Source organism: Rickettsia hoogstraalii (assembly GCF_000825685.1).
GTDB lineage: Bacteria > Pseudomonadota > Alphaproteobacteria > Rickettsiales > Rickettsiaceae > Rickettsia > Rickettsia hoogstraalii.
In genome coordinates, this window is the sequence record NZ_CCXM01000001.1 from 1,195,147 (window position 1) to 1,213,118 (window position 17,972).

Here is a 17,972-nt window from a genome sequence, read left to right on the forward strand (position 1 = left end):
GTTGAGGCTATAGGCTCATACGGTAGAAGTAGAGTTAAGAATTATGAAAAACGTAAGGTTTATACGGACGATCAAACTGCAATCGGTAAATTTAATAACACTTCTTATAGTGGTGAATTACTTGGCGGTTATAATTATTTAATATCTAACTTTACTGCTATAACACCGATGATCGGAACTCGTTATGCTACATTTAAAAATAATAGTTACAAAGAAACAGGTACTACTTTCCAAAATTTATCCGTTAGAAAAAAATCATATGATAGATTTGAAGGCATAGCTGGATTAAAAGGTGTAACTAACTTCTTTGTAAAAGACGTAAAAATGAAACCGGAATTGTATGGTTTTGTAAATTATGATTTTAAAGGAAAATTACCGAATACCGATGCACGGCTTGATGGAATAGATGAGCCGCTTACAACAGTTAAATTTAAACCTACAAAACTAAATTATAATTTAGGCGGGAGTCTTTCTGTTCAATATAATATGATGGAGTTTGGTATTAGATATAATTTATCCCTTGCGCAGAAATACATAGCTAATCAAGGTTCTTTAAGGCTTAAGGTAAATCTGTAAGTTTATTTAATGCGAACTATGGACAAGGAACTTATTTATGGCACTGTTAACAAAATAATTTTAATGGATAATTAAAAAGAATTTTTAGCGAAAATTAATAAGATTTTTGAAGTAATAGTTATTCATATTTCAAAAAAATCTTACAATTTGCAGCAAAAAGTGATTTAATTACCCTTGAAATTTATTTTGTTAACAGTGCCATAGTTTGCATTAAGTAAATATAGCCTTTAAAGTCTTAAAAACTAAATTTATAGTTTCATTGTCTAAAGTTCCAAGTTTTTTTATAATTCTAGATTTATCTATAGTATGAATTTGATCTAATACGATATTGCCTTTTTTACCATCAAAAGTAACCGTAACACGAGTTGGATAGTTTTTAATTTTACTCGTCATAGGAGCAACAATAAGAGTATTAATATACTTATTCATTTCATTAGGAGAAATAACAACGCAAGGTCTAGTCTTATTTATTTCCGTTCCTTTAGTCGGAACAAGAGAAATAAGTAATATATCGAATCTGTTAATATTTACCATTCCCAGCCTTCTGTGTCTAAGTCTATATAATCTTCATCTAAGAGTTGGTCATCTTTCTTTTTAACCATAGTTTTAAAACTTTCTTCCCATCCTTCTCTTATATTTTCATAAGGAGTTATTATAAGAGAGTGATTTTTTACCGTTAAATTTACTGTACTTTTTATTTTACATTGTTCAAGAAAAGCTTTAGGAATGCGTAAGCCTCTTGAATTACCGATTTTAATAATTTCTGCGTGCATGTTTATTACCGATATAAATGTCTTAATACAGTATAATTACTTTGTATATACATATCAAGCGATTTTTTTATAATACTACATTATTTTAAAAATATAAATTTCAATCTTGGGTTGTTACATTTTTTCTGCTATTGTGCAAATATACTACTCATAAATAACATTATGTCAGAAAAAATAAAGCATGATAAGTTTTTTCAAAAAGCTTTAGCAAATCCTTTTGTTGCTAGAGAATTTTTTAATATGCATTTACCGCCGCATATAAAAGCTTTATTTTCCCCTACTACCTTAACACTGGAAAATGATAGTTTTATAGAGCCAAACCTTAAAGAATCTATCACGGATGTTTTATTTTCTGTTAAAATTAATAACAACGAAAGTTATTTATATCTACTACTGGAACATCAAAGTAGCTCCGATCACTTGATGGCTTTTCTCTTGTTTAAGTATATGTTAAATATCGCTGAACGACACTTGAGCTTGTATCCTAACCCCAAGAAATTTCCTTTTATATATCCGTTAGTATTTTTTAATGATAATCAAAAATATACCGCTCCTTTAAATTTATGGGATTTATTTGAAAATAGTGAGTTAGTAAAAGCTACTTGGAGCAATGATTATCAACTTATAGACTTACAAAATATAGCTGATGAGAAATTAAAACAAAATCCTTGGCTAGCTATTTTGCAAATTCTAATGAAATATATTCACAAACCTAATTTATTTAATAAATGGTAAGAAATATCTAACTGTTTAACAATAGTTGCTAATTCTAATACCGGTGTTGATTATATAAAGAGTGCTTTGAGTTACTCTTTGACTAAAGTAGAACAAACTAATAAAATATACCGGTTTAACAAAAGGAGAGATTAAAAAATTAAATTAAAATTTTCTATCTATAATCCCGCTTTGTTTTGGAAAGTAATTTCTATAGATGATAGGTTGCCGACTTTAAAATATATTTTTTTACCTTTTAATTTTTTAGCTACAGGAATGATATTAAAATTCTTTTTAAGTAAAATAAAATTTTCGTGTTGAAGATGAGAGCGAATTAAGTTTTGGGTGGCAAATTCGCCTCTAATTATTTCGCTTATTTTATAAGTATCAATATCTAATTTTTCCCATCTTTTGAATTTTATAATTTCTAGACCGAAAGCTGCCAAATTCCAATCATCATTAACTAGCGTTTCAAAACTTTTACAATTAATAGTAAGAGAGTTTGAAGTAAAGCTGATAACGCTTCCTATAAAAGTCCGGTTAGTTAAATTTGCTATTTTGGTATAATCTCTGCCGTCTGTAGACACATATAAGGCTTCATTAACATTACTCTGTAATAAACAGCTAGATAAGGCTGATCATTTCCTTCTACCACATTAAAAGGTAAATCAAGTATAACACATTTAACTTCGGTCTTTATGGTTTTCTCAAAACCGGATAAAATATTTGCAGCTGGCAAATAATAAGAAGATAAATTATCTATAACGCCTGTAACATAAGAAGTTAGGGAAAGTAGTTGTATATTTACTATTCTAATTTGATATTTAAGTTTGTTATAATGCAGTATTAAAAAATCGCCTGGCTTAAAACCCATGAAAGACGGAAGGTATTAGGAATTTAATTACTTTGCTCTCAATAGAAGCATTTTTTGATTAATCCTCCTATTTTCTCTATTTCGGGTAGGGATAAAATAATAGGAATTTTGACGTTAAGGGTTGGACTATTTGAACCTGTTTCATTGCTTATGTAACAATAGGAATTAGTATAATTATTAAACCTATCGATAAAATTAATACTAAGCTTGCTAATAATATTTTCTTCAGGTATTTCCGTTTGCTTTAAATAACTATTATCTGAAATTTTTATTAAGCTCTCACTGCTTAGATGCTCTAAATTACCTGCTCCTCGCTTCAGAAATTTAATTTTTTCACATTCGCTTGCTATCACATCAAAAAAGTAAAATATTCTATAAATCCTTTAATAGCCGTACGTTGCACTGAGAAATCCGTGCCTGCCGAGGAATATTTAGGACTACCGCCGTCCGTGCATTTAGGATCAAAGAACACGTTTGGTTGATTTGGAGCTTTATCTATTGACGGAAAGCCAAACTCAGTAAACCATATTTTTTTCATTTTTGGTTCCCAAGCCGTTCGATTTTCATCAGGATTATAGTGATGGTTTTTCCACCAATACTCTACGTTTTTCCAAGCATAAGCAGCAGATAGAGGCTGTTTATTACCATTACCGTCTAAATAATAATCATACCCTTCACCGGTGTGGCAACCTTTCATAATTTCTTCTTTAGTTATCTGAGAACTTAAAGAACTAGTTAAAGGGAAATAAGCATCTATCCCGACAAAATCGATATAAGGGGAGGCAAATAACGTATCTAGATTATACCAGCCACCGCTAGTGTGATGATATTCTGACCAATCGGCAGCATAAGTAACTTGTACATTACTTCCTAATATTTCTTTTACTAAACGAGCAAGATTTATAAGTTCTAGCACTGCCGGAAAATTATTTGCTGAATCTTTTATAGAAGTTATGCCGATTAGTTCCGAGCCGATTATAAAGGCATCAACGTAATCTTTAACAAGCCTTGCATAGTGAAGAATGAAGTTATTATAACCATCCGCTTTATGAAAAAAATTACTTACTGCATTTGCAGAACCTGTTACATGCCCACGCCATGGTTTACCTGATAGATCCATGAAAAACATTGGATAAAACATAATTTTTAAATTACGTCTTTTTAGCTCAGCTAAGTAACGCACTAAACTAGCGTCATTAACCGTGTCGCCGTAATGAGGGTTGTCATGCTCATCTTTAGAGATAATTTTAGCATTTACTCTATTATAACGACCGACTTGCCAAGTACATGAATATGAGGTTAGAGGGTCGTTAAACTCTATAGCCGGTTTTATGCTGCAATAGCCTATATCTAAACTATCGCCAAACCAAGAAACTACCGGTGCTATCCATTTAATATTAGGGCAGGTATTTTGTAGCTGATTGAGACTAAATACACTATCCGCAATATTATAATGATTATGGGAGTTAATAGCCTCATGGCTTATAATGCCGCCGTAAGAACTTTCCAAAGTTTTATATTGTACTTCCGTATCGTAAACAAATTCGCCTGAGCCAGGGATCATGTTAATGCTACTAATTAGATTTTCAACTTTTGCATAATTATTAGGCAGATAAATATTGGGTTTTCTTGTTACTTCAAATGAGAAATTTGGAATAATATTGCTGAAATCTTCTAGGGGTAGTTCTTCAAATACTATATAGCTAAGCGATCTAAAAGCAGGAGTTTTGCCGTTGCCGAGATAGTTTTCAATTAAAGGATCGGGTAATTGTGTTTCTGAGCCTTTATATAATCTAAAATTATACTTACCTAAATTTATTACCTCATCACCTGCCCATACTCTGTTAATCTTGGTAATTTTTCCCTCGCAAATACTAACTGCAAAAGAAAAGAAATAGCTATATTCAGTGAAATTAGTAACGGATTTTAAGTTATGAAAATAAGGAAATATTCTTTATGACGGGTACTATTTGCTACTTCTTTTATTGTATCTGCCCAAATTATTTTTCCGTTAACTCTTGTAGTACCGAAAATTAACGGTATAGCTTCGCCGTAATTAGCTGTTATATATTTAAAACTTTCTTTGAAATTTTTAATATTGTCATATTCTATCGGTTCGTGATTTAATTGATCTAAATACTCACCAAGCATTTTACCGGCAAATCTTCCCACGCTTGAAAATATGCCGCCTCCAAATGTATTTCCTATGCCGCCGCCAAGCGAGCTAAAAAAACTTCCAAACATATTTACCATATTATAGTTTAATATGGATTGATATTAGCACTATGATGTGGTAACACTAATATATACTCGTTTAATTTGAAAAATTGGCTACGTCGTCTTATAAGTTCTGTGGTGCTCACGTATTAAGTATACGCTCCGCTCCTCGCCTTATAGACTCCTTGCTCTTTTCCAAATTAAACTTCGTCTATCCTATACAATAATAAAATTTAAAAAATTATGATGATATTCAAAAAATCTTTATTTATCTTACTATTACTTATTACTTCCTTAGTTAAAGCAGAGATTATCGAAGTAGATAACTTAGATAAAATAAAACAAGATTTTAAAGAAAATTATAATAAAAATTATGTACCTCAGGATTTATTAGTAGTAACGGTTTTAGATGAATTTTTGTTTAAGTCTTTAGTGCCTATAGGTGAACAAATTGACAAAGATATTTATCTTACACTAACTCCTCTTTTGCGTAATATTAATAAAAATTCAAAAGCTATTTATATAGATCAATTGATTTTAACTAATGATAGTTATAAGAAAGAATTACAAGAATCTGATTTTCCAAATTTTGTAAATGAAATGAGTAATAGTAAAATCCCTATAATAGCAGTAAATGATGGATTTACCGGTAATTTTAATAATATTCCTAAATTTGAAATATGGTTTGCCGATTATTTAAAGAAAAATTTCAATATTGATTTTTCAAATAGTTTTCCAAACAATAATTATGTTATTTTTAACAATTTAGACAGTTTTGCTAATACTTATCCGGTATTTTATAAGGGTATATTGACGAGTAATAATATATCGGAAGCGGAAATGATACTCAATTTCCTTATTCAAATGGGATTTATGCCTAAAGCTTTTATAATAATTAGCAGTAACATAGAATTATTAAAATCAATGGAGTTTCAACTTAGTAGTTATAGTTCTAATATATTATTTATTGGTTATCATTATAATAATAAAAATACCCCGGAAAATAAAGATGCTGCATATTATACTAAACTGATTAATGATTTAATACCTCAAATAAATAAGATAAAAAGAAATAATCCGCCTCTAAAAACTAACAAGATAAAAGATAAAAATCCTTATGATAAAAATCAATAAAGTTTTATTGAGCTTACTTTGCTTAGTTATTTCGTGTGTAAGTTATGGTCAAATTATTCCTACTTACTCTGTAGATTCGGTAACAATGAAAAATTTATTACCGAAGATAGATGCAGATACGCTGGTACTTATAAATATAGATAATACTATTATAACACCGAAATCCAAATTATTTCGATACCGGGATAATTCTTATATAAATTTTACTAAATATTTATATAGTCTTGCAGCGGATAACGCATCAGTTAATAAAACTATTGCAAAATTGATAGTGCAGCGTCAAATGATGCTTGTTGAATCTAAATGGGTAGATTTAATTAATAAGATGAAACAGCAAGGTGCAACAGTTTTAGGTCTTCAAGAAATAACTGCTCCATGTAATTTAATTGAAAATTATGAAGGATGGTTATATACCTTACTTTACGGACTCAATATTAATTTTACTAATAAAGTTAATGATAAAGATGTATTTAGATTTAATCCAAGCGATGCTGGAGCCCCTATTTTTTATTTAGGTATAATATTTACCGGTAATATAAATAGAGTAAAAACTCTTATAGAGTTCTTAAAAATTATACCAAAACAACCTACAAAAATAGTAATTTTTGCAAATAATAAAAAAGATTTAGAAAATATGGACTCTTATTTAAGCATGGTTGATATAGGATATTATGGAATTGAATATTTGGGGTGGCAAATGTTACCGGGATCACCTGATCATCAAATCGCTGAGTTGCAGCAATCTACGTTTTTAAATACCGGTCAGTGGTTAGAAGATGATGTAGCTAGCGAGATGTTAAACATTCCCGATAACAAATTACAAAAGTAATCTACTATTGAAAGGACAACGTTGTTGCATGGCTAGTAAAACGTCATTGCGAGGAGCGAAGCGACGCGGCAATCTTGTCAAATTTCCTGAGATTGCCACGCTCCTTGCAGTCGCTCGCAAGGCATTGTTGCGTGGACCGGTAAAACCCACTGTGTCACCCCGTGGCTTGACCACGGGGTCCATAAAAACAATAAAAAATACTAATAATTTAGTATTTTTAACTGGATCCCGTGGTCAAGCCACGGGATGACAGAGGTGAAATTGATCCACGCAACAATGCCCGCTCGCAATGACGGAAAAACCGAACCATGCAACAATGATATTCGCATTTAATAAATAATATGAATAATAACTTAATAGCCGCTTTAAAAGATTTAATTATTAATACCGGTAAGGTTGCACTAGATATAAAAAAGGCAGGAATATTGACTGATATTAAATCAGATGGGTCAGTAGTCACTAATGCCGATAAGGAAATTAGTAAAATAATTTATCAAACTCTACGAAGCTTAACCTCTCAAATAGCTATAGTATGTGAAGAGCAGCCGCTACCTATATTAAGCAATGATACTTTTTGGTTAATCGATCCTATTGACGGGACACGGAGCTATGTAAACGGTAAAAGTACATATACGGTAAATATAGGGCTTATTGAAAACGGTCTTCCAACTATCGGCTTGATATATCACCCTGAAACAGCAAAGCTATATTATACCGATGTAAACGGTCGGTTAAAAATCGAACAGAATTCTAAAGAAATATTTGTTAATCATGAACCTAAACATGAAGAGCTTAATGCGGTAATAGGTTTTTATAATTCAAATAAAGCTACTAAAGAATTTTTAAGTAAATATTCATTCGGTCAAATAAATGCAATAGGTAGTTCAATTAAACTATGCTTAATTGCTGAAGGAGCAGCTGATATATATCCAAAATTCGGTCAAACTATGGAATGGGATATAGCGGCAGGTCATGCTTTAATTAAAGCCGGCGGCGGTAATATTTTAGATACACATGGACAAGAAATTACTTACGGTAAAGAAAATTTTGCTAACCCCAATTTTTTCGCCTGTAGTAAATATTGGTTGGAAAGGGAGGCTGTGTTTCGTGAATACTAAATCGTCATTGCGAGCAGGCATTGTTGTGTGGATACTGGATACCGCCCCGTCATTGTGAGCAGTCGTAGACTGCGTGGCAATCTCATGAAATAATAACAAACTCCTGAGATTGCTTCGTCGAATTACTGCGTAATTCTTCTCGCAATGACGAAAAAATCGAGCCATGCAATAATGCCAACCCACATCAAACTAACTTCTTCAACTCATAAATCAACTCAAGTGCTTCTTTAGGAGATAATTTATCAGGGTCGATAGTTCTAAATTGTTCATCTAATTTGCTGCTTATAGTAGTTTTACTAGGCTCAAGATTAAACAAACTCAAATTATTTGATTCCGTTGATAAGATATTTTTTCCTTTACCGGTAGAAGTTTTCTCAAATTTAAGCAGAATCTGCTCAGCTCTATTTATGACACTGGCAGGGAGTCCTGCTAAAGCTGCAACATGAATACCATAAGACCTATCGGCAGCACCTGATATAATATTATGTAAAAATAGAATATCTTTACCTGACTCCTCAATAGCAATAGTATAATTTTGCAAAGCCGGCAGGAAATTACTCATAACAGTAAGTTCATGATAGTGAGTTGCAAACAAACAGCGACATTTTAGCTTATCATGGATATATTCAAGCACCGACCACGCTATAGATACACTGTCATAAGTGGATGTGCCTCTACCTACCTCATCAAGTATTATTAGTGAGTTTTTTGTAGATTGGGCAAGAATCGCTGAGGTTTCAAGCATCTCAGCCATAAAGGTTGATTGTCCCTTAATTAAGTCATCAGCAGCACCTATTCGGCTAAATATTTTATCGACTATCCCTATTTTGGCACTTTTAGCAGGCACAAACGAACCTATTTGAGCAATGATTGCAATAATGGCGTTTTGACGTAAAAAAGTACTTTTACCTGCCATATTAGGACCGGTAATTAACCAAATACGCTCAAGTTCCGATAAATGACAGTCATTATATACAAAGCTTTTGCTTTCTCGTTGTAGTGCTTTCTCTACTACAGGATGCCGTCCTTTAACGATATCAAAGCTTAAATCGTCGGTAAATTCAGGCTTAACATAATCATATTCATCAGCGATATATGCAAAATTACAAAATACGTCAAGTCCGCTTAAGGAGCTTGCAAGCATTCGTAAATAGGAAGCTTTTTCGATTACTTGGCTACAAATATCCGCATATAATTCTTTTTCCAAGCTTATTACTAAGGTTTTAGCGTTGACTAACTCGCTTTCAAGCTTTTGTAGTTCAGTAGTAGTGTAACGGACATTATTAACCGTTGTTTGACGGTGAATAAATTTGGGATCAAGGATTTTATTAACATTTTTAGCGGTAATATCGATAAAAAGCCCTATAACATTATTATGAGATATTTTTAAACTGTCTATGCCCGTTTCTTTGCGATATTGATCTTTTAGCTTTTCAATATGTAATTTTCCGTTATTAATTAAATCATGTAATTGGGCTACTTTCGGATGATATTCATGTTTTATTATACCTCCGTCATTTAAATTATTCGGTGCATCTTCTCTTATGCTCTCGTCTATTAAATTATATAATTCTGCATCGCCTGATAGAGGTTTAATAATTTTTTCGATAAAATCAGGTAAATTAAAACCGTAAGCGTCAAAAAATACTCCTTTAATAATCGTTGCAGTTTCCAAGGTATATTTAATACTAAGTAAATCACGACCTGAACTTCTGTTCATTGTGATACGTGTTAGGCAGCGTTCTATATCACTAGTTTTTTTTAGAAGTTCTCTAATTCTTTTTACTATTTCTAAGTTGGAATAAAAGAACTCGGTAATATTTAAACGATGATTTATTTTAGCAATGTTGGTTAAAGGACTTGAAAGAAAATTATATAGTAAACGTCCGCCTTGTTTAGTAACCGTATGATTGAGAGTGTTTAGTAAACTTCCTTTCGAGCCGCCTTGTGAGTTTGTTACAATTTCAAGGTTGCGTCTAGTAGAGAAATCAATAGTCATATAGCTATGAAAATTGATAATTCTAGGGATTGGTAAATGAGGAATATTTTGTTTTTGCGTTAATGATAAATATTCTAAAATGCTACCTATGGCACAAATTTGACTGCTAGATATCTCACCGATTCCTTTAATATCTTTCATTTTATAAAAATCTAAAATGATTTTTTCGCATTTATTAATCGCAAAAAAACTATCAACCTGATAGGTAATACGAAAATTTAATTGTTTGAAAATACTATCCGCAAGATTAGAAGATCTTAGATTTTCGCTAAGCAGAATTTCACGAGGCTTTAAACGAGCAAGTTCATTAAGAATTTCAGCTTCCGGGACATTAACTACAAAAATTTCGGAAGTAGAAAGATCAACATAACAAAGGCTAGCCGTTTCTTTATTTTTCGGTATTACGAGACTTGCTAAATAATTAGGTTCGGCTGAAGCAATTAAATTTTCTTCAATTATAGTTCCCGGAGTTATAATACGTGTAACGTCTCTAGTAACTACCGCTTTATAGCCGCCTCTATTTTTTGCCTCTTCAGGGGTTTCAAGCTGGTCACAAATAGCAACCTTATAATTTTCTTCGATTAGCTTAGTTAAGTAATTCTCAAGAGCATGATAAGGCACTCCGCACATCGCAATTTCTTCTTCACCGTTTTTACCTCTTTTTGTTAAGGTAATACCGAGTACATTGCTGGCTAAGATTGCATCATCATAGAACATCTCATAAAAATCACCCATTCTAAATAGTAGTAAACAATCTAAATGAGCAAATTTAATGTCTAGATATTGTTGCATCATTTTCGTTGCAACATCGTAATTATATTTTTGTTTAAACTCTTGAAGATTCATATTAAGCAGTATTATTCATATTATGGTTTATCGAATATATAATAATGTTTCATCAAGTTAAATATATATTTTTATAGGAAATTTAATTATAATGCTGCATTATTAAATTATTTCTGTTATTATTAATTTATACTGAAAATATTTACAATTAGATCATTATGAAAGCACAACTTGTATCTCTCACTAATAGAGGGCAAATGACAATTCCAAGTTATATTAGAGAGAAATTAAATTTATCTACAGGAAGTAAGTTAGAGCTAATAGTGCAAGATAATTCTTTTATAGTAATACCTATAAATAAATCAGTTAAAAACTTGAAACATATTTTACCAAAACCTAAAAATATTCTAACTATAGATGAAATGAATGAAATTATTAAAGGTTCTTATGATAGGAATTGATACAAATATTCTCATTCGTTACTTAACCGGAGACTATAAGGTACAAAGCATTAAGGCTATAGAATTAATAGAAAAATATTCCGGTAAAGAAAATTCAATATTTATAAATAATATAGTTATATGTGAATTAGTTTGGGTGCTAGAAAGAGGTTATAAATATTCAAAAGAGCAAATAATTTCGGTATTAAAGGAAATATTTAGTACAGTTGAATTTAGTTTTGAGAATCAACAAGTCTTATAGTTATCAGTTTTAGAATACGAAAATTATAAAACAGATTTTTCCGATATATTAATAGGTAAGCTAAATATATTTAACGGTTGTAATTATACCGTTACTTTTGATAAAGCTGCAAGCGAACTAACAATGTTTAGGTTCTTGCGCACTATTTGCTCTTAATAAGCTTATAACGTGTAGCTTTTCCTTGTCCAAGACGCTCTAAACATTTTAAATTAGATAATTTTTTTATTATAGACTCAACAGTTCGTTCAGGAAAACCAAGTGCATTTACAGCATCTTTACGACTAAATTCGTTAATTTCTTTTGTATTAATCCAATTCCACATCATTAGTTGTTTTGCAGATAACAAATACTCTATATTATCATTTTTAATTATTTGTAATGCCCTAGTACTTTGTGATTTAACCACATTTAAAAAAATCAACCAAGCGGTAATATCTTCTGATTTTGTCTTCCATGTAGCTTGAGTTTTATTAAGTGCCATGTAATAATCAATTTTATTTGCTTCAATAATGTGTTCATAAGAAATAATCTGAACAAATAAATAACCATGCTTTAAAAGCAATAAATTAGTTAGTAATCTGCTTGTTCTACCATTTCCGTCCTGAAATGGGTGAATTGCTAAATACTCAAAATAAAATTAGCAATAATGATTAAAGGGTGCTTAGTTTTACTATCAACCGTCCAATTGTACCAATCTATTAACTCCTGCATTTCTTTTTTTACTAGATAAGGTGGAGTTGGATCAAATATTGTACCGACTACATTGCCATTATGATCTTTTGCTTCTACACGATTTGATCCAAATTTATAATTTCCTTTATGTCTTGCGTCTTTTTCACTATGAACCAACATATCATTATGTAACTTTAATATAAATGATTCCGTAATACTAATTTCTTCATAATTATTAAAGATAAATTCAAGACATTTTAAATATCCAACTATTTCTTGCTCATCACGAGTCTTAAATTTTGTAACACTTAGATTTTTATATAGACTTTCGACTTGCTCATCAGTAAGTTTATTACCTTCAATACGATTGGAGGAGCCGGTTGAAGTGATAATTACTGAACGTGTAAGACGATCTAGTGTTTGAGGTAAGATTTGTCCCGTAATATACCAACTATTTTTTACTCCTTCAATTTCAGAAATTTTTGTATAAATTTCTTCAATTACTGAAGGATTAAGATTTAGTCTTTTATGTATACGAAAATCTTGTAGATTTATTTCACTATTTTTACATGAGTACCATGTGAAATAATGTTAGATAATGTGAGTAAAGTCAATATATTTTTATTTTATTTTTAACAATCTAACGTTATGTCTGCCGCCTTCAAATTTAGTGGTTAAAAACTTATCTATAATATCAAATACTATTTTGTGATCTACGGTTTTTGCTCCGAGTATCAAGATATTAGCGTCATTATGAGCTTTAGCATTTTCGGCAGTTAATATATCATTGCATAAAGCGGCTCTTATCTCTGAGCTACGATTAGCGGCTATAGACATACCAATCCCCGTGTCACTAATTAAAATACCTATAGGAGCTGATTTTTCAATAATAATATCTACTACTTTCTTAGCATAATCAGGATAATCGACAGTTTGCGTATTATTCGTTCCGCAGTCATAAACCTTTAAAGATTTCTGCTCTAAATAATTGATAATTTCAGACTTAAGCTCATAACCTGAGTGATCACTAGCTATGACAATATTATAAGTTTTCATAGTTAATTTTTTGATGGAAAATAATGATAAAAATTATATACTATGTAAGATTTGTTTTCTAATGTAAATAATAGTTTTGTTAAATATATGAAATATCCTGTTGTACTTAGTATCGTTATATGTTTTTGTTTAGTTGCTTGTGTTGAACAGCCGCCTGCTCCAATTGAGTATAAAGTAGGAGATGTTACTGCAAATAATAATTCTACCGAATTAGAACATGATGAGGGGTTGATAGTTCAAAGAACTATGGAAGACGATTCCGTATCAGAAAAAGTTAGCGGTAGACTCGAAGAACCAAAGGCAAAAATTATAGAAGATTATAATGATGATATTGAGATTCCTATATCTCGGAATGAAGATGAAGAAGAGATAGAGCAGTCAAACTTTGCAAAACCGTTAAACGGGGTAATTATTACTGAGTTTAAAGCCGGTAAAAGTAAAGGGATAGATATTGCCGCTAAAGAATATAGCGAAGTTAAATCGATAGCCGCAGGAACGGTAATATATTCAGGTTTTAATAAACAATTCGGTAATTTAGTAATAGTTAAGTTAGATAAAGACGATTTAGAAGTAGCATATGCGAGTTTAGACGATTTGTTACTTAAAAAAGGTGGTAAAATTACTAAAAATAGTGTTATCGGACATGTAGAACATAAGTTATATTTTGCGATGCGTAAAAACAAAATAGCGGTTGATCCGAGTAAATATATAGAATTTTAAATGGAAGATTTTATTACTCTTACTAAATACGGTGAACCTCAAAATGTTATAGTAAGGAGGAGTGGTAAAGCTAAAAATATAGCCATACGAATTACGCCTAAAGGTGCAGAGCTTGTATTGCCTCTTAAGGCAAAGCTAGAGAAAGGTCATAATTTTCTGTTAAGTAAAGAATATTGGGTTAGGCAAAAATTACGTCGTAATGTAACTGTGATACCAAAGGATGAAGATAAGATTTCTATTTTGGGCAAATCTTATGAAATAATACATATTGATTCGTCTAAAAATCAGATAAAACTAAATGATTCTACGTTAGAAGTATATTGTAGTAAGGTGCTAAAAAAACTTAGTATAGAAGTATTCCTTAAAAAGACATTATTAGCAGAAATAAAAATAATAGTAGAGAATATATCTAAAAAACATAATTTGACTTATTCTAATATTAGAATAATGGAAAATGTTACTCGCTGGGGAAGCTGTTGTAGCAAAGGGAATCTTGCTTTTAATTGGCGAGTAGTTTTTGCTCCCTTTGAAGTACTGAAATATTTAGTAGCTCATGAAATGGCACATTTAAAAGAAATGAATCATAGCGAAAATTTTTGGGAGTTAGTTGAGGATATATATCCTGAATACCAACCGGCAAAATTATGGCTAAAAAGAAACGATAAAAATTTATATAGTTATTTGTCTTAGAGTTTATCAATTAAAATAAAAAGGTAAAATATATGAATCATTTAGTTACAAATGAAGAATCTAAATATATAAATAAGCTAATTGATGAAGTTACGCTATATCATCAACCAACTTTAATAAAAGGAAAAAGAAATAATGCTATATTAATTTCTGAAGAAGATTGGGAAGATATACAAGAAACTTTACTAGTATCGTCAAATAAAAAATTAAGTGAGTCTTTACTTAAAGGCAAAAATACCCCTTACTCTGAGTGTAGTACAAAATTAGATTAGTTATAGTGTATACATTATATTATACGCATGATGCGAAAAAAGATTTTAAGAAAATTATAAAATCAAATCATAAAGAGATTTGCTTACAGTTTTTAGATTTAATAGCTCAAAATCCTTTTCAAACTCCACCTCCATATAAAAAGCTTTTAGGAGTACATTCAGGGATGTATTCACGAAGAATTAATATACAACATAGATTATTTTATGAAGTTGATGAAAAAAATAAAAGAATAAAAGTATTAAAAATGTGGAATCATTATTATGATAATTAAAGAATACAGAGGATAGAATGCACAACACCACAAAAAGAGTAACAGTTCCGGCACTTGAAGAAATCTTATACGAGCCTATAAAAGTGTTAGATCACGGCTTTATTAGGGTTATCGACTATATGGGGGATGATAGTGCTATAGTACAAGCTGCTCGTGTTTCTTACGGTAAAGGTACGAAGCAGCTAAACCAAGATAAAGGGCTAATAAATTATTTACTCCGCCACTATCATACTACTCCTTTTGAGATGTGTGACATCAAGTTCCATATTAAATTACCGATATTTATTGCAAGGCAATGGATTAGGCATAGAACAGCTAGTGTTAACGAATATTCGGCAAGGTACTCTATTTTAGGCAACGAATTTTATTTACCCGAACCGGCAAATATTGCTTCCCAATCTGCCGTAAATAAACAATGTAGGGAAGGGGATAGCTTACCGAAAGAAGTGGCCGAAAAGGTCCTTGCAATCTTAGAGGAAGATGCTAGACAGTGTTATGGGCATTATAAGGAGCTGATGAATGCCGATGAAGATGGTAATATTATAGATGAGAATACCACAGGAATAGCAAGAGAGCTTGCCCGTATGAATTTAACTTTAAATTATTATACGGAATGGTATTGGAAAATTAATTTACATAATTTGCTTCATTTCTTAAGATTGCGTGCCGACCCTCACGCACAATATGAAATTAGAGTTTATGCCGAGAAGATGCTTGAGATAGTCAAAGCTTGGGTTCCTTTTACTTACGAAGCTTTTGAGGAATATCGTTTGCAGGGAGCAAATATTTCACGTAAAGGTTTAGACGTAATTAAAAGAATGATAAACGGTGAAAAAGTTACTCATGAGAGTAGTGGTATGACTAAAAGAGAGTGGGAAGAATTAATGAAGATTTTTAGATAATTGATATGGCTTGCAAAGTGTTGCCCGCGTGAATACCAAATCGTCATTGCGAGCAGCCGTAGGCTGCGTGGCAATCTCATGAAATAATACTCCTGAGATTGCTTCGTCAATTGCTATGCAATTTCCTCGCAATGACAGATAAAGCCGATCCACGTGGGCAATGCCCGCTCGCAATGACGTTAATTATAAATAAGGAGTATTTTGAGTGAGAAATATTATATATTTTATACTATCACTATTATTTAGCTTTAAAGGTTATGCACTTGAAACAATAAATATTGAGTATGGGCGAGCTGATCCTACGCCTATAGCAGTTAATAAATTTAATGCCGATAGTTCTGCTGATGACGCTGTAGGTCACGATGTGGTTAAAGTTATCTCTAATGATTTAAAGCTTTCGGGGTTATTTCGTCCTATTTCCTCTGCATCTTTTATAGAAGAGAAGACAGGAATAGAATATAAACCGCTTTTTGCTGCATGGCGTCAAATTAATGCTAGCCTTTTAGTAAACGGTGAAGTTAAAAAACTAGAAAGCGGTAAGCTTAAAATTAGCTTTATATTATGGGATACGTTGCTTGAAAAACAGCTTGCCGGCGAAATTCTTGAAGTACCGGAAAATTTATGGCGAAGAGCAGCACATAAAATTGCCGATAAAATTTATGAAAAAATTACCGGTGATGCCGGTTATTTTGATACTAAAATAGTGTATGTATCAGAAAGCACTTCTTTACCGAAAATAAAAAGAATTGCTTTGATGGATTATGACGGTGCTAATAATAAATATCTTACCAATGGAAAGTCACTAGTCTTAACTCCAAGATTTGCTCGTTCAGCGGATAAGATTTTTTATGTTTCATACGCAACTAAAAGAAGAGCTCTTGTTTATGAAAAGGATTTAAAAACAGGTAAAGAAAGCGTAGTAGGTGACTTTTCCGGTATATCTTTTGCCCCTAGATTCTCACCGGACGGTAGAAAAGCCGTAATGTCGATAGCTAAAAACGGCTCAACTCATATTTATGAAATTGACCTTGCTACTAAACGGCTTCATAAGTTAACTGACGGATTCGGTATTAATACCTCTCCTAGCTATTCACCGGACGGTAAAAAAATTGTGTATAATTCTGATAGAAACGGTGTGCCTCAATTATATATCATGAATTCGGACGGAAGTGATGTTCAGCGTATTAGTTTCGGTGGAGGTTCTTACACTGCTCCTAGTTGGTCGCCTAGAGGAGACTATATAGCATTCACTAAAATTACTAGAGGAGCTGAAGGAAAAACTTTTAATATCGGAATTATGAAAGCATGCCCCCAAGATGATGAGAATAGTGAAAGGATAATAACAAGCGGATATTTAGTCGAAAGCCCTTGTTGGTCGCCTAACGGACGAGTTATTATGTTTGCTAAAGGTTGGCCTTCAAGAGCTAAAGCTCCTGGCAAAAATAAAATTTTTGCAATTGATCTAACAGGTCATAATGAAAGAGAAATTATGACACCGGCAGATGCTTCTGATCCTGAATGGTCAGGCGTGCTGAATTGATGTCATTCCTGCTTCTGTGGAAAAGCATTGTTGCGTGGATCAATTCTACCGCTGTCATCCCGTGACTTGACATAGAGTAGGTTTTTCGATCCATGCAGCAATGCAGGTCAAGACACTGGATGACAA

25 protein-coding genes and 1 pseudogene are annotated in these 17,972 nt (G+C 31.7%); 14 read left to right on the top strand and 12 right to left on the bottom strand.

Annotated elements, in window-relative coordinates; genetic code table 11:
• The first annotated feature begins 9 nt into the window (after positions 1-9).
• Entirely contained in the window at positions 10-576 is a 567-nt protein-coding gene (locus BN1174_RS12360) for an autotransporter outer membrane beta-barrel domain-containing protein (RefSeq protein ID WP_269379110.1), read from the top strand.
• 210 nt (positions 577-786) lie between these two features.
• Here BN1174_RS12360 and BN1174_RS06215 read toward each other — a convergent pair whose 3' ends face one another.
• Complete coding sequence (locus tag BN1174_RS06215; RefSeq protein WP_197062056.1) at positions 787-1,110, bottom strand: type II toxin-antitoxin system PemK/MazF family toxin; 324 nt, start codon at positions 1,108-1,110, stop codon at positions 787-789.
• Positions 1,104-1,349 carry an AbrB/MazE/SpoVT family DNA-binding domain-containing protein gene (locus tag BN1174_RS06220; RefSeq protein ID WP_040257384.1) on the bottom strand — a complete coding sequence of 82 codons (246 nt, stop codon included), beginning with the start codon at positions 1,347-1,349 and terminating at the stop codon, positions 1,104-1,106. The genes BN1174_RS06215 and BN1174_RS06220 overlap by 7 nt, the downstream gene beginning before the upstream one ends.
• A gap of 162 nt (positions 1,350-1,511) precedes the next feature.
• Between BN1174_RS06220 and BN1174_RS06225 the strand changes: the two genes are divergently transcribed.
• Entirely contained in the window at positions 1,512-2,084 is a 573-nt protein-coding gene (locus tag BN1174_RS06225) for an Rpn family recombination-promoting nuclease/putative transposase (protein ID WP_040257386.1), read from the top strand.
• Positions 2,085-2,242: 158 nt separating this feature from the next.
• Here the strand turns inward: BN1174_RS06225 and BN1174_RS06230 are convergent, their stop codons facing one another.
• From BN1174_RS06230 to BN1174_RS06250, 5 genes are all read right to left on the bottom strand, one after another.
• Entirely contained in the window at positions 2,243-2,650 is a 408-nt protein-coding gene (locus BN1174_RS06230) for a hypothetical protein (protein ID WP_231555818.1), read from the bottom strand.
• Positions 2,617-2,937, bottom strand: coding sequence for a hypothetical protein (locus BN1174_RS06235; RefSeq protein WP_040257388.1), 321 nt, complete (start codon positions 2,935-2,937; stop codon positions 2,617-2,619). Before BN1174_RS06235 ends, BN1174_RS06230 begins: the two co-directional genes overlap by 34 nt.
• Before the next feature lie 38 nt (positions 2,938-2,975).
• Positions 2,976-3,290 (bottom strand): phage tail protein, encoded by a 315-nt coding sequence (locus BN1174_RS10185; RefSeq protein WP_231555819.1) that lies wholly within the window; start codon positions 3,288-3,290, stop codon positions 2,976-2,978.
• Positions 3,287-4,501 (bottom strand): baseplate megatron protein TIM-barrel domain-containing protein, encoded by a 1,215-nt coding sequence (locus tag BN1174_RS06245; RefSeq protein ID WP_052454751.1) that lies wholly within the window; start codon positions 4,499-4,501, stop codon positions 3,287-3,289. Before BN1174_RS06245 ends, BN1174_RS10185 begins: the two co-directional genes overlap by 4 nt.
• Positions 4,502-4,863: 362 nt before the next feature.
• Positions 4,864-5,181, bottom strand: coding sequence for a hypothetical protein (locus tag BN1174_RS06250; protein ID WP_052454777.1), 318 nt, complete (start codon positions 5,179-5,181; stop codon positions 4,864-4,866).
• Positions 5,182-5,403: 222 nt separating this feature from the next.
• Between BN1174_RS06250 and BN1174_RS06255 the strand changes: the two genes are divergently transcribed.
• The 4 genes and pseudogenes from BN1174_RS06255 (at position 5,404) to BN1174_RS06270 (ending at position 8,235) form a co-directional block, all read left to right on the top strand.
• Positions 5,404-6,288, top strand: a complete 885-nt coding sequence (locus BN1174_RS06255; protein ID WP_040258084.1) for a DUF2608 domain-containing protein — start codon at positions 5,404-5,406, stop codon at positions 6,286-6,288.
• Positions 6,272-7,117 carry a DUF2608 domain-containing protein gene (locus BN1174_RS06260; protein ID WP_040257391.1) on the top strand — a complete coding sequence of 282 codons (846 nt, stop codon included), beginning with the start codon at positions 6,272-6,274 and terminating at the stop codon, positions 7,115-7,117. Before BN1174_RS06255 ends, BN1174_RS06260 begins: the two co-directional genes overlap by 17 nt.
• Positions 7,118-7,145: 28 nt before the next feature.
• Positions 7,146-7,420, top strand: a pseudogene (locus BN1174_RS13190) (hypothetical protein); the annotation flags it as partial.
• A gap of 38 nt (positions 7,421-7,458) precedes the next feature.
• Positions 7,459-8,235 carry a 3'(2'),5'-bisphosphate nucleotidase CysQ family protein gene (locus BN1174_RS06270; protein WP_040257395.1) on the top strand — a complete coding sequence of 259 codons (777 nt, stop codon included), beginning with the start codon at positions 7,459-7,461 and terminating at the stop codon, positions 8,233-8,235.
• A 184-nt stretch (positions 8,236-8,419) separates the two neighbouring features.
• On the opposite strand, the gene mutS is transcribed toward BN1174_RS06270, so the two are convergent.
• A complete protein-coding gene (mutS, locus tag BN1174_RS06275) occupies positions 8,420-11,080 on the bottom strand; it encodes a DNA mismatch repair protein MutS (protein WP_040257397.1) in 2,661 nt (886 codons plus the stop codon).
• 158 nt (positions 11,081-11,238) lie between these two features.
• On the opposite strand from mutS, the gene BN1174_RS06280 reads away from it, so the two are divergent.
• Together BN1174_RS06280 and BN1174_RS11875 are read left to right on the top strand one after the other, a co-directional pair.
• Positions 11,239-11,481 (top strand): AbrB/MazE/SpoVT family DNA-binding domain-containing protein, encoded by a 243-nt coding sequence (locus BN1174_RS06280; RefSeq protein ID WP_040257399.1) that lies wholly within the window; start codon positions 11,239-11,241, stop codon positions 11,479-11,481.
• Positions 11,468-11,722, top strand: coding sequence for a PIN domain-containing protein (locus BN1174_RS11875; RefSeq protein ID WP_231555820.1), 255 nt, complete (start codon positions 11,468-11,470; stop codon positions 11,720-11,722). Before BN1174_RS06280 ends, BN1174_RS11875 begins: the two co-directional genes overlap by 14 nt.
• Before the next feature lie 142 nt (positions 11,723-11,864).
• Here BN1174_RS11875 and BN1174_RS11880 read toward each other — a convergent pair whose 3' ends face one another.
• The 3 genes from BN1174_RS11880 to rpiB all read right to left on the bottom strand — a co-directional run bounded on the left by BN1174_RS11880 (position 11,865) and on the right by rpiB (position 13,450).
• Positions 11,865-12,284 (bottom strand): Fic family protein, encoded by a 420-nt coding sequence (locus tag BN1174_RS11880; protein ID WP_231555821.1) that lies wholly within the window; start codon positions 12,282-12,284, stop codon positions 11,865-11,867.
• Between the two features lie 56 nt (positions 12,285-12,340).
• Entirely contained in the window at positions 12,341-12,574 is a 234-nt protein-coding gene (locus BN1174_RS11885; RefSeq protein WP_231555822.1) for a hypothetical protein, read from the bottom strand.
• Between the two features lie 441 nt (positions 12,575-13,015).
• Positions 13,016-13,450, bottom strand: a complete 435-nt coding sequence (gene rpiB, locus BN1174_RS06295; RefSeq protein WP_040257401.1) for a ribose 5-phosphate isomerase B — start codon at positions 13,448-13,450, stop codon at positions 13,016-13,018.
• Between the two features lie 51 nt (positions 13,451-13,501).
• Here rpiB and BN1174_RS06300 point away from each other — a divergent pair, with 51 nt between their 5' ends.
• From BN1174_RS06300 to thyX, 5 genes are read left to right on the top strand one after another with little or no spacing between them, the layout of a single operon-like run.
• On the top strand, positions 13,502-14,170 hold the full coding sequence (locus BN1174_RS06300; RefSeq protein WP_040257402.1) for a murein hydrolase activator EnvC family protein: 669 nt from the start codon (positions 13,502-13,504) through the stop codon (positions 14,168-14,170).
• Positions 14,171-14,860, top strand: a complete 690-nt coding sequence (locus tag BN1174_RS06305) for a M48 family metallopeptidase (RefSeq protein ID WP_040257404.1) — start codon at positions 14,171-14,173, stop codon at positions 14,858-14,860.
• A gap of 32 nt (positions 14,861-14,892) precedes the next feature.
• Positions 14,893-15,132, top strand: coding sequence for a type II toxin-antitoxin system Phd/YefM family antitoxin (locus tag BN1174_RS06310; protein ID WP_040257406.1), 240 nt, complete (start codon positions 14,893-14,895; stop codon positions 15,130-15,132).
• A 5-nt stretch (positions 15,133-15,137) separates the two neighbouring features.
• Positions 15,138-15,404, top strand: a complete 267-nt coding sequence (locus BN1174_RS06315; RefSeq protein WP_197062057.1) for a Txe/YoeB family addiction module toxin — start codon at positions 15,138-15,140, stop codon at positions 15,402-15,404.
• A 17-nt stretch (positions 15,405-15,421) separates the two neighbouring features.
• Positions 15,422-16,306, top strand: coding sequence for an FAD-dependent thymidylate synthase (gene thyX / locus BN1174_RS06320; protein WP_040257410.1), 885 nt, complete (start codon positions 15,422-15,424; stop codon positions 16,304-16,306).
• Here the strand turns inward: thyX and BN1174_RS10960 are convergent.
• Positions 16,286-16,438, bottom strand: a complete 153-nt coding sequence (locus tag BN1174_RS10960; RefSeq protein WP_197062091.1) for a hypothetical protein — start codon at positions 16,436-16,438, stop codon at positions 16,286-16,288. The two genes, thyX and BN1174_RS10960, sit on opposite strands and share 21 nt — an antisense overlap.
• 73 nt (positions 16,439-16,511) lie before the next feature.
• Between BN1174_RS10960 and tolB the strand changes: the two genes are divergently transcribed.
• Positions 16,512-17,846: a Tol-Pal system beta propeller repeat protein TolB gene (gene tolB, locus BN1174_RS06325; RefSeq protein ID WP_040257413.1), complete on the top strand. Its 1,335-nt coding sequence runs from the start codon at positions 16,512-16,514 to the stop codon at positions 17,844-17,846.
• The last annotated feature ends 126 nt before the right edge of the window (positions 17,847-17,972 follow it).

Bases quoted from the DNA above. Each gene is read 5' to 3' on its own strand.
- BN1174_RS06215 (WP_197062056.1), bottom strand. From the start codon at position 1,110: ATGGTAAATATTAACAGATTCGATATATTACTTATTTCTCTTGTTCCG.
- BN1174_RS06220 (WP_040257384.1), bottom strand. From the start codon at position 1,349: ATGCACGCAGAAATTATTAAAATCGGTAATTCAAGAGGCTTACGCATT.
- BN1174_RS06225 (WP_040257386.1), top strand. From the start codon at position 1,512: ATGTCAGAAAAAATAAAGCATGATAAGTTTTTTCAAAAAGCTTTAGCA.
- BN1174_RS06235 (WP_040257388.1), bottom strand. From the start codon at position 2,937: ATGGGTTTTAAGCCAGGCGATTTTTTAATACTGCATTATAACAAACTT.
- BN1174_RS06245 (WP_052454751.1), bottom strand. From the start codon at position 4,501: ATGATCCCTGGCTCAGGCGAATTTGTTTACGATACGGAAGTACAATAT.
- BN1174_RS06250 (WP_052454777.1), bottom strand. From the start codon at position 5,181: ATGTTTGGAAGTTTTTTTAGCTCGCTTGGCGGCGGCATAGGAAATACA.
- BN1174_RS06260 (WP_040257391.1), top strand. From the start codon at position 6,272: ATGATAAAAATCAATAAAGTTTTATTGAGCTTACTTTGCTTAGTTATT.
- BN1174_RS06270 (WP_040257395.1), top strand. From the start codon at position 7,459: ATGAATAATAACTTAATAGCCGCTTTAAAAGATTTAATTATTAATACC.
- mutS (WP_040257397.1), bottom strand. From the start codon at position 11,080: ATGAATCTTCAAGAGTTTAAACAAAAATATAATTACGATGTTGCAACG.
- BN1174_RS06280 (WP_040257399.1), top strand. From the start codon at position 11,239: ATGAAAGCACAACTTGTATCTCTCACTAATAGAGGGCAAATGACAATT.
- BN1174_RS11875 (WP_231555820.1), top strand. From the start codon at position 11,468: ATGATAGGAATTGATACAAATATTCTCATTCGTTACTTAACCGGAGAC.
- BN1174_RS11885 (WP_231555822.1), bottom strand. From the start codon at position 12,574: ATGTTGGTTCATAGTGAAAAAGACGCAAGACATAAAGGAAATTATAAA.
- rpiB (WP_040257401.1), bottom strand. From the start codon at position 13,450: ATGAAAACTTATAATATTGTCATAGCTAGTGATCACTCAGGTTATGAG.
- BN1174_RS06305 (WP_040257404.1), top strand. From the start codon at position 14,171: ATGGAAGATTTTATTACTCTTACTAAATACGGTGAACCTCAAAATGTT.
- BN1174_RS06310 (WP_040257406.1), top strand. From the start codon at position 14,893: ATGAATCATTTAGTTACAAATGAAGAATCTAAATATATAAATAAGCTA.
- thyX (WP_040257410.1), top strand. From the start codon at position 15,422: ATGCACAACACCACAAAAAGAGTAACAGTTCCGGCACTTGAAGAAATC.